Source organism: Terriglobales bacterium (assembly GCA_035573675.1).
Taxonomy (GTDB): domain Bacteria; phylum Acidobacteriota; class Terriglobia; order Terriglobales; family Acidobacteriaceae; genus DATMAB01.
Map to the genome: position 1 here is coordinate 95,634 of DATMAB010000018.1, position 12,617 is coordinate 108,250.

Annotated in this window: 15 protein-coding genes; 6 read left to right on the forward strand and 9 right to left on the reverse strand. The window is 64.9% G+C overall.

The window, feature by feature from the left end:
- The first annotated feature begins 4 nt into the window (after nucleotides 1–4).
- The 3 genes from thiD (at nucleotide 5) to pyrF (ending at nucleotide 2,267) form a co-directional block, all read left to right on the forward strand.
- Entirely contained in the window at nucleotides 5–850 is an 846-nt protein-coding gene (thiD, locus tag VNK82_08425; GenBank protein ID HXE90971.1) for a bifunctional hydroxymethylpyrimidine kinase/phosphomethylpyrimidine kinase, read from the forward strand.
- Between the two features lie 158 nt (nucleotides 851–1,008).
- Nucleotides 1,009–1,485, forward strand: a complete 477-nt coding sequence (locus VNK82_08430) for a septal ring lytic transglycosylase RlpA family protein (protein HXE90972.1) — start codon at nucleotides 1,009–1,011, stop codon at nucleotides 1,483–1,485.
- Nucleotides 1,486–1,508: 23 nt separating this feature from the next.
- Entirely contained in the window at nucleotides 1,509–2,267 is a 759-nt protein-coding gene (gene pyrF, locus VNK82_08435; GenBank protein ID HXE90973.1) for an orotidine-5'-phosphate decarboxylase, read from the forward strand.
- A 9-nt stretch (nucleotides 2,268–2,276) separates the two neighbouring features.
- Here the strand turns inward: pyrF and VNK82_08440 are convergent, their stop codons facing one another.
- The gene (locus tag VNK82_08440) at nucleotides 2,277–2,462 is read right to left on the reverse strand and encodes a hypothetical protein (protein ID HXE90974.1); all 186 of its coding nucleotides are present in this window, start codon (nucleotides 2,460–2,462) and stop codon (nucleotides 2,277–2,279) included.
- A gap of 39 nt (nucleotides 2,463–2,501) precedes the next feature.
- Nucleotides 2,502–2,708, reverse strand: a complete 207-nt coding sequence (locus tag VNK82_08445) for a hypothetical protein (GenBank protein ID HXE90975.1) — start codon at nucleotides 2,706–2,708, stop codon at nucleotides 2,502–2,504.
- 89 nt (nucleotides 2,709–2,797) lie between these two features.
- Between VNK82_08445 and VNK82_08450 the strand changes: the two genes are divergently transcribed.
- The 3 genes from VNK82_08450 to glpX all read left to right on the forward strand — a co-directional run bounded on the left by VNK82_08450 (nucleotide 2,798) and on the right by glpX (nucleotide 5,716).
- Complete coding sequence (locus VNK82_08450; protein ID HXE90976.1) at nucleotides 2,798–3,160, forward strand: hypothetical protein; 363 nt, start codon at nucleotides 2,798–2,800, stop codon at nucleotides 3,158–3,160.
- A 228-nt stretch (nucleotides 3,161–3,388) separates the two neighbouring features.
- Nucleotides 3,389–4,567 carry an acyl-CoA dehydrogenase family protein gene (locus VNK82_08455; protein ID HXE90977.1) on the forward strand — a complete coding sequence of 393 codons (1,179 nt, stop codon included), beginning with the start codon at nucleotides 3,389–3,391 and terminating at the stop codon, nucleotides 4,565–4,567.
- A gap of 114 nt (nucleotides 4,568–4,681) precedes the next feature.
- Complete coding sequence (gene glpX, locus VNK82_08460; GenBank protein ID HXE90978.1) at nucleotides 4,682–5,716, forward strand: class II fructose-bisphosphatase; 1,035 nt, start codon at nucleotides 4,682–4,684, stop codon at nucleotides 5,714–5,716.
- A 59-nt stretch (nucleotides 5,717–5,775) separates the two neighbouring features.
- On the opposite strand, the gene VNK82_08465 is transcribed toward glpX, so the two are convergent.
- From VNK82_08465 to VNK82_08495, 7 genes are all read right to left on the reverse strand, one after another.
- Nucleotides 5,776–6,960, reverse strand: coding sequence for a N(4)-(beta-N-acetylglucosaminyl)-L-asparaginase (locus VNK82_08465; GenBank protein ID HXE90979.1), 1,185 nt, complete (start codon nucleotides 6,958–6,960; stop codon nucleotides 5,776–5,778).
- A gap of 84 nt (nucleotides 6,961–7,044) precedes the next feature.
- The gene (locus VNK82_08470; GenBank protein ID HXE90980.1) at nucleotides 7,045–8,214 is read right to left on the reverse strand and encodes a hypothetical protein; all 1,170 of its coding nucleotides are present in this window, start codon (nucleotides 8,212–8,214) and stop codon (nucleotides 7,045–7,047) included.
- 23 nt (nucleotides 8,215–8,237) lie between these two features.
- Complete coding sequence (locus VNK82_08475) at nucleotides 8,238–9,275, reverse strand: sigma factor-like helix-turn-helix DNA-binding protein (protein HXE90981.1); 1,038 nt, start codon at nucleotides 9,273–9,275, stop codon at nucleotides 8,238–8,240.
- Between the two features lie 152 nt (nucleotides 9,276–9,427).
- On the reverse strand, nucleotides 9,428–10,552 hold the full coding sequence (mqnE, locus tag VNK82_08480; protein ID HXE90982.1) for an aminofutalosine synthase MqnE: 1,125 nt from the start codon (nucleotides 10,550–10,552) through the stop codon (nucleotides 9,428–9,430).
- Between the two features lie 123 nt (nucleotides 10,553–10,675).
- Nucleotides 10,676–10,879 carry a cold-shock protein gene (locus VNK82_08485; GenBank protein ID HXE90983.1) on the reverse strand — a complete coding sequence of 68 codons (204 nt, stop codon included), beginning with the start codon at nucleotides 10,877–10,879 and terminating at the stop codon, nucleotides 10,676–10,678.
- Between the two features lie 169 nt (nucleotides 10,880–11,048).
- Nucleotides 11,049–11,909, reverse strand: a complete 861-nt coding sequence (locus tag VNK82_08490) for a UbiA-like polyprenyltransferase (GenBank protein HXE90984.1) — start codon at nucleotides 11,907–11,909, stop codon at nucleotides 11,049–11,051.
- A 21-nt stretch (nucleotides 11,910–11,930) separates the two neighbouring features.
- On the reverse strand, nucleotides 11,931–12,596 hold the full coding sequence (locus VNK82_08495; GenBank protein HXE90985.1) for a protein-L-isoaspartate(D-aspartate) O-methyltransferase: 666 nt from the start codon (nucleotides 12,594–12,596) through the stop codon (nucleotides 11,931–11,933).
- Nucleotides 12,597–12,617: the final 21 nt, after the last annotated feature.

Genomic DNA, 12,617 nt, shown 5'->3' on the forward strand with positions numbered 1-12,617 from the left:
GCGTATGCCCTCGGCGCCGCCCGTGGTGTTGACCATCGCAGGCTTTGATCCGTCGTCGGGTGCGGGAGTGTCGGCCGACATCAAGACGATTGCGGCGCATGGCTGCTACGGCATCGCCTGCATCACGGCGCTTACGGTCCAGTCCACGACCGGAGTGCGGCGCGTGGAGGCGGTCTCGGCGCGCCTGGTGCGGGAAACGCTGGACGAGGTAGCGGCGGACATGAAGCCGGCAGCGGTGCGGATCGGCATGCTGGTTTCCGCGCCCATCGTGGACGCGGTGGCCGATTTCCTGGAGGCGCGCAAGCCGCCGAACGTAGTCCTGGATCCGGTGATGCGGTCGTCGTCCGGGTCGGAGCTGCTGGACGCGAAGGGCATCGAGCGGCTGAGCCGCCGCCTGCTACCGAGGGTCGCCGTGGTCACTCCCAACATCGACGAGGCAGCCACCCTCACCAGCCGACCGGTTACTGATCTGACTGGGATGAAGGCCGCCGCCCGGGAGCTGCACCGGATGGGTGCGAGGGTGGTGGTCGTGACCGGGGGACATCTGGAGCGGGCCGTGGACCTGCTCAGCGTGGCCGGGGAGGGCGAGCCGGAGCAATCGGAGTTCGCCTCAGAACGTCTGGCCACTACCTCCACCCATGGCACGGGATGCGCCTTTGCCACCGCGCTGGCTTCCAACCTTGCCCTCGGGCGGCAGGTGAAGGACGCGGTGGTTCTGGCCAAGGCCTACGTGACCCAGGCGATTGCCCGCTCATTCCCTATAGGGCATGGAAGCGGGCCGATCCATCACCTCTTCCGCATGGAGCAAGCACCCCGTCCCGTGCCGGACTTGCCAGAACCCTCACATTAGAGCAGCTCGTAGGGGTCACCCATCTCCCTCTGATTGACGTTCTGGCTCTTAACAGCTCAGGAACTTGACTTTTCCTACCATTTTTCATATAGTTACCGGATATTCTTGGGGTGGGGGACGCAGTATAGCGAGTACGCATTAGTTGAATCGGAGGTTGAATGAGACGAGTTTTAGCCAGTTTGGTGGCCGTGGCTCTACTGGCGGTCGCCGGAGGGGCGGAACCCACTCGAAACACCCCCAAGACAAAGCCCGACACGGGGCTACGCACCAGAGCCCGCCAAGGGATACCCAAGGACAAGCCCTACCAGGTGGGGAAAGCGTCGTGGTACGGGAAGCGCTTCCATGGCCGGACCACAGCCAGCGGCGAGCGCTTCAACATGTACCAGTTCACGGCCGCCCACCGGCAACTGCCTCTAGGGACATGGGTTAAGGTCACCAACCTAAAGAACGGCCGGTGGGTCGTGGTGCGCATCAACGACCGCGGGCCGGTGCCGGCCAACCGGATTATCGACCTGACCTACGGCGTAGCCCAGCTCCTGGGCTTCCACCACCGGGGAATCGCCCGGGTGCGGCTGGACGTGGTCGAGCCGCCTGCCACTTTTGCCCAAGTCCACAATCTGTCTGGTCTGAACTAGGGGCGGGGTATAGACTGGGCGCGATGCCTGAGGGTACCTGTGTACGCCCACTCGCCGCTGCCGCCGAGCGGCTGATCGTGGCGCTGGACGTGGCTACGGCAAGCGAAGCGAAGAGGCTGGTGCAAGCCATCGGGCCGGGGCCGGGCTATAAAATCGGTAAACAGCTTTTCGTGGCCGAGGGGCCGGGCCTGGTACGGGAGCTAACGGGCAGCGGACGGAGAGTCTTCCTCGACCTGAAGTTCCACGACATCCCCAACACGGTGGCCGGTGCCGTGCGCTCGGCGGCCGAGCTGGGCGTTTCCATGCTGACTGTCCATGCCTGCGGGGGGCGCAGGATGCTGGAGGCGGCGGTGGAGGCGGCGGGCAAGGCCGGGAGCCCTCCGCTGGTGTTGGCCGTGACCGTGCTCACCAGCCTGGGCGAAGCTGACCTGGGCGAAATCGGCGTTCCCGTCGGGCTCACGGAACAGGTGATTCGGCTGGCACGGCTGGCCCAGCAGGCCGGCTGCGGCGGAGTGGTGGCGTCACCCCGGGAAACGGCCGAACTAAGGCGGGAACTGGGAGCGGAAATGGTGCTCGTCACCCCGGGCGTGCGGCCTGCGGGGAGCGCGTCCGGTGACCAGGCACGCACGGCCACACCCGGGGAAGCAATCCGGGCGGGAGCGGACTACATCGTGGTGGGCAGACCCATAACCGGGGCACCCGATCCGGGTGAGGCGGCGCGGGCAGTGGTCGTGGAGATCACCCGAGCTGCCGAAGGACGCTCGCTCGTGGTCCCGGCGTGAGCAAGCAGCCTAAAGCTTCTCGCAGAACTCGCAAGCCGAACAGGAAATGTAGATGCCGCCGGGGACGCCGCGCTCGCGGTCCTTGACGCGCTTGACCACCCGGGTGGGTTTGCCGCACTTGGGGCAGTCGGTGCTCTTGGCCGTATCCATGACCTTCTGACGGTCGGCCGTCTTGGCGATTTTTGCGCCTCGCATGAATCAGTTCTCCTTGAGATTGGGGGCGGCATGAAGGACCTAGCGGTCCTGCTGGTCCCGCCACTCCCCGACGCCGATAAACAGGTACAGCAAAAAGCCCAGCAGAAATAGCATAACGGCGCGCAGGTCCTGCGTCCAGATGCTGAAACCCAGGCAGAGCACGAACAGTGCCGTGACGGCGCGCCGCAGCGTGAAGCGGCGGCGACGGCCGGGAACCGCCGGGGAAGAAGCTGGCGGAGCGGGCATCGGCGAATATTCTAATTCGGAGGGTGAGCACGGTAACCTCCGGGCGGCCTTGGCCATCTATCCGGTACACATATCCCAAGGAGAGAATCATGAAGCGAGTCGTGTTGTCTTTGGCGGTGGTGGCATTGGCGGCCACGATTGCCCTGGCCGGGGGCAAGAAGCAAACCCTGAGCGGACACCTGGTGGACATCGCCTGCAGCAACGAGCATGCCCCGGAAGGCGAGGCATTCGGGGCCAAGCACAGCAAGGAGTGCCTGCTGATGTCCGACTGTGTGAAGAGCGGCTATGCGGTGCTGACCGCCGACAAGCAGGTGATCAAATTCGACGCCAAGGGCAACGAGGAAGCAAAGAAACAACTGGCCGGCCTGGCGAAAGAGAAGGATATCCGCGTCTCGGTGACAGGAACGGTGGAGGGAGACAGCATCCAGGTGGCCTCGCTGAAGGTCGAGTAGCGCCTGCGTCAGGGACGGAACCGGGTTGCAGGCTCCAGATCGTCGGTCTGGGGTGTTGAGGGCGCAGCACAGTCGTGGCTGCGCCTTTTTTCCCGCATGTCCCTCGTTGTTTGCACCCTGCCTTGCGGCTTTGTTAAGTTCTAAGGGTCTCACCGAGCGGGTGCGCGGCACCGAGCGCCCGCACTGCCGAGCCATCATCAACCCCGAGCGTGAAGCGAGAAGACCGTCATGGCCATGAAATTCCGGGGAGTGGACTTCATCGAGTTTGATTCCCTGCTGAACGACGAGGAACGGCTGGTGCGCGACAGCACGCGCAAGTTCATCGAGGACAACCTGACCCCCATCATCGAGCAGTGCAACCGCGAGGGGCGCTTCCCGCGCGAACTGGTGAAGCCCATGGGCGACCTGGGCTACTACGGCGCGAGCCTGAAGGGCTACGGCTGCGCGGAGATGTCGAACGTGGAGTATGGCCTGGTGATGCAGGAGCTGGAGCGCGGCGACAGCGGCGTGCGCTCGTTCGTGAGCGTGCAATCCGCGCTCTGCATGTATCCCATTTACGAGTTCGGCAGCGAAGAGCAGAAGCAGAAGTGGCTGCCGGCCATGCAGAAGGGCGAGAAGCTGGGGTGTTTCGGGCTCACGGAACCGCAGTTCGGCTCCAATCCGGGCGGGATGCTGACTCGAGCCAAGAAAGACGGCGACAGCTACATCCTGAACGGAGAAAAGATGTGGATCACGTCGGGCACGATCGCCGACCTGGCCATCATCTGGGCCAAGGTGGCCGACGAGGGCGACCGCATCCGGGGATTCATCGTGGAGACCGACCGGCCGGGCTTCTCGGCGCAGGATGTGCACGGGAAGTGGTCGCTCAGGGCGAGCGTGACGTCGGGGCTGTCGCTGCAGGACGTGCGCGTGCCGGCGTGCAACCTGCTGCCGAAATCGGGGGGATTGAAGTCGCCGCTCATGTGCCTGAACCAGGCGCGCTACGGGATCGCGTGGGGCGCCGTGGGAGCCGCCATGTCCTGCTACGACACCGCGCTGCAATACGCGCAGGTGCGCAAGCAGTTCCACGACCAGCCCATCGCCTCCCACCAACTGGTGCAGGAGAAACTGGTGTGGATGATCAGCGAAATCACCAAGGCGCAACTGCTGGTGCTGCAGGTGGGACGCATGAAGGACCAGGGCCGGGCGCAGCACTACCACATCTCCATGGCCAAGCGGAACAACGTGTGGATGGCGCTGGAGTGCGCGCGGCTGGCGCGCGACATCCTGGGAGCGAACGGAGTGGCCGACGACTATCCCATCATGCGGCACATGATGAACCTGGAGTCGGTGAAGACGTACGAAGGTACGCACGATATCCATACGCTGATCATCGGAGCGCAGATCACGGGGATCGATGCGTTCTAAAGGCAGTGGCTAGTGGTCGGTGGCCAGTGGCCAGTACAACGGCATCTGGCGATTAGCACTTGGCACTGAGCCGCCAACCGTTGCAGCAGAATCGGCCGGAGAGTGGAGGCGCGAGTGGCGACACAGACGAAATCGGCGACGTCCAAGAGCACGTTCTCGAAACACATGGAGTTCGAGCTGGCGCTGGAGTTCTTGCGCGTAGTGGAAGAAGCCGCCATCGCCTGCGCCAAAACCATGGGCCAGGGCGAGCGCAAACACTCGGATCACGTGGCGGTCGAAGCCATGCGGCGGACCATGGACACCGTGCCCATGCGCGGCACCATCGTAATCGGCGAGGGTGAGCGCGACGAAGCACCCATGCTCTATATCGGCGAGCAGGTGGGCGCACCGCCGGTCGACGGCGTGGAGTTCCCCGAAGTCGATATCGCTGTGGACCCGCTGGAAGGCACGAACCTGTGCGCCACCGGGGCGCCCAACGCCATCACCGTACTGGCGGCTTCGGAGCGCCACGGGCTGCTGCACGCGCCCGACTGCTACATGGAAAAGCTGGTGGTGGGGCCGTCGTGCAAGGGCGCTGTGGACCTGGACGCGCCCGTGGCAGACAACCTGAAAGCCATCGCCAAGCGGCTCAGCCGCGACGTCGAGGACCTGGTGGTGATCGTGCTCGACCGGCCGCGGCATGAGAAGCTGATCGCCGACATCCGCAAGGCCGGGGCGCGAATCCGGCTGATCGGCGACGGTGACCTTTCGGCGGGCATCAGCGCCGCAGTGATCGGGACGGGCGTGCACGCAGTCATGGGCATTGGTGGAGCACCCGAGGGGGTGCTGACGGCGGCGGCGCTGCGCTGCCTGAACGGCGAGATCCTGGCCCGCCTGGTCATCGACAAGCCGGAACTGGAAGAGCGCATCGCCAAGATGGGCATAACCGACAAGAAAAAGATTTACCGCACCGAAGACCTGGCACCGGGCAAGAACATCATCTTCGCCGCCACTGGCGTGACCGACGGCTCGCTCATGCGGGGCGTGCGCTTCTTCGGCGAAGGCACGCGGACCAGTTCCCTCATTATGACCATGGAAACCGGGAAGGTGCGGTTCGTCGACTCCATCCATCTCGAGAAGCGGGCGGATGTGAAGGTAAGGTTTGCGTAGTTAGTTCCCGGTTCTCAGTCCTCCGAAGAGAACGCCCACCGAAGGAGCGCTGCCTGCCACTAGCTCGCTGCCTGCCACTCGGCGGGCGGCCATTCCACGGGCGTACCTTCGAACAGCGGAACGCAGTTCTCGATGCGGCGCGTGCCGTCGTGGATGGCGAAGCGGGTGGGCTTGCCGCTGGAAGTGCGATTCCACATCGAGACCCCGGCGTAAGCGCCGTCGTTGCGCAGGATGTAGAAGATCATCTCGACGAAGCGCAGGCGGGTCATGTCGTTGTTGTAGTTGCGGGCGATGCGACGCAAGGCATCGAGGCCGGCTTCCGTGGGTTCCATGCCGCGGCGCATGTTCTCCACAATGGTGTGCGCGCCGCAGATCTTGATGCAGTCCTCTCCCCGGCCGGTGGCTCCCGCTGAACCGACATCCTGGTCGGTCCAGCAGCCGGCCCCAATGATGGGCGAATCGCCGACGCGGCCGGGGATCTTCCAGGCCAGGCCGCTGGTGGTGGTGGCTCCGGACATCTCACCTTTCTCGTTCACGACAGAGACGTGGATGGTACCCGTGGGCGGAAAGAGCACGCGCTCGATGGCCTGGCGGCGGAACTCGGGCTCGATGCCCAGACGCGCGGCGACTTCTTCCATCCAACGAATTTGTTGCTTGAGGGCATCGAGAGGAGGCACGGTGGTGGGCGGCGTCCATTTGGGATCGGCGAGACCGGGCCCCCAGGAATCGGCGCGCGACATGGTCTCCTTCCAAAGCAGCCAGGTCTTGCGGGAACGTTCGGTGAGCAGGTTCACTTCCGGGAAGCCGTGCGCGCGGGCAAAGCGCGCAGCGCCTTCGCCAACCAGCAGAAGGTGGTCGGTGCGCTCCATCACCGTTCTGGCGAGCATGGAGACGTTCCTGATGCCGCGGACCGAAGCTACGGCGCCGGCGCGGCGGGTGGGGCCGTGCATGCAACAGGCATCCAGCTCGACCACACCTTCCTCGTTGGGCAGGCCGCCGAGGCCGACGGAGTCGTCGGTGGGGTCATCCTCCTGCGCGCGACAGACGAACAGAGCTGCGTCCAGGGTGTCGCCGCCACGCTGCAGCAACTGGTAGGCCCCGTCCTGAGACGGACTGCCAGTGACTTTGCTGATGATCGCGGGACGGCGCGGAGACGACGGCGGCTGTTGAGCTTCAAGGTCAAGCCCAACAGCGGCGGCGGTCATGCTGCTGGCGACCAGGAAATCCCGGCGGGAAGTTTTCATGAGAGATCCTCCTGGAAGGGCGAAAGAATAGCACGAGGGCGGTGGTGGTCCGCCCTCGCGGCAATACACGTCGTTATAGCTTGCCTATCCCGCGATGGCCTGCGAAGCGCCCCGGTCGGCGCGGAAGCGCAGCAGCGCGCCGATGCGGCCGGCGGCTGACAGTCCGGCATGCTCAGGCACACAGACCAGGTCCGCCCCGCCCCGCAGGGCGCGGGTCACCAGATGGTCGGTGACGTCCTCCAGCTCGCGGGTAGGCTGACCGCAGACGCCGCAGTTCGCCGCCACGCGGTAGTCGAGATGGCCGCAGTGGGGACACTCGGAGGCTTGGGCCTGGAAGCCTTCGCCGAGTAACAGGGTTTGGACTTCGCCGCGCTCCAGGGCATTCAGCACACGGCGCAGGCCAAGCGCGCCGCGGCCGTTGCGGCGCGCCTCAGCCATCACGTCCTCGACCAGGGCGCTACGGCGTTGCGCTTCGAGCTGGTCCAGGCGGAGCTCGACGTGGTCGCGAATCTCATCGGGCGTGGTCTGCACGGGATCGAGTGGGTCGCGCCCCAGCAGTCGCCCCTTGAGGTAGGGATGCAGCAGGGGCTCGAACTCAGCCCAGACGTCGTCGCGGCACAGGACCAGCAGCCGGTCGCAGCCGCCGGTGAGCATCAGGTCACGGGCGCGGGTGGCGACCCGGCGGAAGTGCCGGTGCGCCTCCGCCGCCAGGTGGCGTTGAGAATGGCCGGCATCATAGCCCAGGAACCCCTCGCTGGCGCCGTGGGGAGGCAGGGCATCCATGAATTCGTCCTTGAGCCGGATCTCACCCATTTCGACCTCGAAGAAGCGGGCGTGCTCGCGGTCGAGAGCGACCACGAGGCAGCGCGAAAGCTGTTCACCCAGGGCGAGCAACGGGCGAAGCTGGAAGCGTGAGTCAAGGAAGAGTTCGGTGCGTCCCAGGCGGGCCGGCAGGTCGTACTGACGCCAGAAATCGCGGGCGGAACAGGCGAAGATGGCGCGGGCGCGGCGATGGTCACCGTGCCAGAGTTCGTTCATGGCCAAAATCCGTTCCAGGTCGCGGCGGACCGCGGCCGCTGAGCTGCCGTTGGCCGGCAGGCGGCGCAGGGCTTCGCGCACTTTCTCCCTCACGGCCACAATCTCACCGTGGTGGGACTTATCCTGAGGACGGGGCGGTTGAAAGTAGAAACTGACGGCAGCACCTTCCGGCGATTCCAATTCGGCCAGATGGCGAAGCTCGTCGCGAGTGATCATAAGGGCCTCCGGGGAAAACAGAATCAGGCTGTTCTGGAGTAATGCAGAAGGCGTTCGCGGAAGACCTCCGGGCCCGGCAGGGTGCGGCGCAAGTGCTCACGCGCGGCGGCGATGGAGGCGCGGACGTCAGTCACGGAGCGGTCGGTCGCGGCGGCGATCTCCTCGATGGTAAAGCCCTCAATGGCGAACAGGACGAAGGCTTCGCGGTCGCGGGCAGGGGCGTGCAACAGAGCGCGCTCCACCTGCTGGAGGACCTCGTCGGAGGCCGCAATCTCCTCCGGGGTGAGGGCGCGGCGGTCGGCGATGACCTCTTCTTCGAGAAGAAGCTCATCGGGTTGGTGATACTGAAGCTGGGAGTCGTCGGTAGCGCGGACGTTCTGCTTGCGGGCGGAGGTTTCCAGTGGTACCGCCGCAGGAACGTGCTCGTGGTCACGCGCGTCAATCTCCGAGAGGGCGCGGATGGAAAGCCTATAAAGCCAGCGCTCCAGTGAGAGCGGCTGGGGGCGCTCCTCGCCGTTGGCCAAGGCGGTGGCGATGGCCTCATCAATGACGTCCTCACGGGTGATCCAGCCGGGGTCGATCAGGCCGGCGGCTTCGCGATAGCGCAGCTCGCGCTCCACGAAGCGCTCCAGGCGCGCCAGGTTCACATTCACGTAGGAGCGGATGTCCGCGTTGGTGACGCCGGGGGCCGGTACGGCAGCCACGGTTTTCTCGAAGGGGACGGCTGAAGCCGTCTGGCGGGAATGCCGGCGCCACTTGTGTTGGCTGCGCAGCAGCTCCTTGTGCTTGTTGAGCTGCGCCATCAGGTCGGAGAAGGCGGCCTTGGCGGCCTGTACGCCCGTAGGCGCCGAGTCGTGCACGGCCAACTGCCCGGAGGGCAGGCGCAGGTTCAAGGCAACGCTGACGGAAGCGCGCGTGGAGTTAGGCTCTATGCTGCCGTGCAGGTGCACCAGTTCCGGGCGGAAGGCGTGCAACCGTCGTTCGAGCTTCTCTATCTGGTTCTGGAGTTCCTTTTCGACTTCGGGGGTCTTGGCGGCTTTGTAGCTGAAGTGCACGTTCATGGGAGCCTCGGAATAAGAGAGTCCAACTGCACCCACGATTGAGGACGGCCTTACAGGCTGCCGACAAATTGATTCTACACCCGCGGAAAAACGTCAAGAGCAAAACCGCCGGGATGGTCCTTTTCGCCTTGACTTTTCCCGCGAAGAGGGAGTCAGACGGCGACGGTGAAGGAGGCTTCGTTCCGCGTGACCGGGCGATAGAGCGTGTCGCGCTCGACCGGTTCGCGGCCAGCCTCGCGGATGAGCCGGATCAGCTCCTGGCGGCGGAGTCCTTGCGGGGTAGTGGCGCCGGCGTCGTGGTAGATCTTCTCTTCGATGACGGTGCCATCGATGTCGTCGGCGCCGAAGCGTAATGTGATTTGCGCGATTTTGGGCGTCACCATCTGCCAGTACGATTTGATGTGGGGAAAGTTGTCCAGCACCAGGCGGCCGATGGCGATGTTCTTCACGTCGGCCAGGCCTGTGGTTTTGGGCAGATGGCGCAGAGCCGTGTTCTCGGGGTGGAAAGCCAGTGGAATAAAGGTCTGGAAGCCGCCGGTCTCATCCTGCAGAGCGCGGAGCTTGAGCAGATGGTCGACGCGGTCTTCGTCAGTTTCGACGTGCCCGTAGAGCATGGTGGCGTTGGAGCGGAGACCGATCTGGTGGGCGATGCGCGCCGTATCCAGCCACTGGTCGCCATCGATCTTGTGGTCGCAGATGATGTGGCGCACGCGGTCGGCGAAGATCTCCGCCCCGCCTCCGGGAAGCGACTCCACCCCGGCCGCCTTGAGCTGCTCCAGCGTCTGGCGGATGGAAAGTTTCGCGCGTTTGGCCATATAGGCGACCTCCACCATGGTGAAGGCCTTCAGGTGCACCTGCGGGAAGCGTTCCTTCAGTCCACGGATGAGATCGAGGAAGTACTGGAAGGGCAGGTCGGGATGCAGTCCGCCGACGATGTGGAACTCGGTGATGGCATCGTTCCAGCCGGAAGCCGCCGTCTGGAACGCTTCTTCCAGGGCCATGGTGTAGGCACCGGGGGAGTCCTGCTTGCGGCCGAAGGCGCACAGGCGGCAGGCTGCCACGCAAACGTTGGTCGGATTGATGTGGCGGTTCACATTGAACCAGGCCACATTGCCGTGCATGCGTTCGCGCACATGGTTGGCCAGCCAGCCCAGGGCCAGCACGTCGGCGGAGCGGTAGAGGGCAAGGGCGTCTTCGGCATCCAAGCGGACACCCGCCATCACTTTCTCATGGATGGGATGCAGGCGCGGGTCGTCGGTCTGGAAGGGATGTGCCATGCGTGCATTTGATGATACCGCACGGCTGCCCTCCGCCGTCGTACCGGGTGGGGACGCACGAACCCCTCGAAACGAACAGATGCGGCGAACTGAATGAAAAACCTGGCTGGCGGACGCCGGCGGTCAGACGCGGACTACGTTGGACGCCTGCAATCCCTTCGGTCCCTGGGTAACCTCGAACTCGACTGTTTCGCCCTCGTTAAGCGTGCGGTAGCCATCGGACTGGATGGCGGAGTAGTGGACGAAGACGTCGCCTCCCTTCTCCCGCTGGATGAAACCGTAGCCCTTCGTGGCATTGAACCACTTCACCGTGCCTCGTTCCCTCATCGCTGCTGTTGCTCCTTGCTGCTGGCCGCCGTCCTAAAGACAAAGGCCCCGAGGGCATAAGCGCCCCGGGGCTTCGGTCATGAGAACCGTCGCTCACCACGCCAGACTCAAGGGCGATTATAGGGGGAAAGTCAAGGGTTTGGATAGAGCCAAGCGGCTTCCGGTACGGTCAGCCGAGGAGGAGGTCACCGGCGACAAAGGCGAAAAACGCCAGGGAAATGACGCCGTTCATGGTGAAAAACGCGGCGTTCAGCCGGCTGAGGTCCTGCGGCGAAACCAGGGTGTGCTCGTAGGTCAGGAGAACCCCGACCACCACAACACCCGCCATCGCGAGGTAGTTGAGCGAGAACAGGGCCACCAGAGCCGCTAGGAGCAACAGCATGGCCCCGTGCAGGATGCGTGCGATCCACAGCGCCCACGCGATACCGAAGGCGCTCGGAATCGAGTGCAGGCCGGTTTGCCGGTCGAACTCGTAATCCTGACAGGCATAGAGGATGTCAAAACCAGCGACCCACAGAGTGACGGCGGCCGTCAGCACCAGGATGCGGGGATCCAGCGAGCCTCGGACGGCGATCCAAGCCGCGGCTGGCGACATCCCCAGCGCGAAACCCAGCACCAGGTGGGACCAGCGCGTGTAGCGCTTGCTGTACGAGTAAAGCAGGATCACGGCCAGCGCGACCGGAGACAGCGCAAAGGTGAGCCGGTTCAGCTGCCCCGCCGCAAACACAAACAGGGCGGCCGAGGCGAGCACGAACAGGGAGACGAAACGGCGCGAGAGGGTACCCGCCGGAAGCGCGCGGGTGCGGGTGCGGGGATTGGCGGCGTCGAGAACTTGATCGGCCAGGCGATTGAAAGCCATGGCTGCCGATCGTGCCGCCACCATGGCTACGACAATCCACAGCAGTTGGTGGGCCGTCGGCCAGCCGCCGGCCGCCAGCATGGCCCCGCAGAGCGCGAACGGCAGCGCGAAGACGGAGTGCTCCCATTTGATCATTTCCAGCGTGATGCGGATGTTGCGGATCAGGGCCACAGGGAGATTGTAGCGGCGGAATCAGGAAGCGGAAAAACCCTCGCGGCCGATGAGCGGCACGAAGCGGCAGCCATCCAGATGGGTGACGAAGGTGCGGCCAGACTGCTTGCGGATGAGCTGCAACTCCTGCGCGAAGGTCGAACCGACCGGCACAATCATGCGGCCGCCCTCCCGTAACTGCTCGAAGAGAGTCGGAGGGACCTGAGGCGACGCGGCGGCGACGATGATAGCGTCGAAAGGACCAACCTCGGGCCAGCCCAGGGTGCCATCACCGACGCGCAGATGCACGTTGGCGTAGCCCAACGCCAGGAGCTCCTCTTCCGCACGCATGGCGAGGCGCGGCTGGCGCTCGATGCTGTAGACCTCGCGCGCCAGCTCGGCGAGCAGCGCGGTCTGGTAGCCGGAACCGGTCCCGATCTCCAGTACGAGATCCTCGGGCCGGAGCGCGAGCGCCTCCAGCATGGCCGCCACCACGTAAGGCTGGGAGATGGTCTGGCCCTCGCCGATGGGCAACGGGAAATCGCCGTAGGCGTCATCCTGATGCTCGGGCGGCACGAAGCGATGGCGTTCCACCCGCGCCATGGCAGCGAGGACGCGCTCGTCGCGAATGCCGCGGGCGCGCAACTGCACCTCCACCATGGCCAGGCGGCGCAGCAGATAGGGGTCGGCTTGGGAAGCGCCGGCCAACTGCCTCCCTCGACTCCCTGT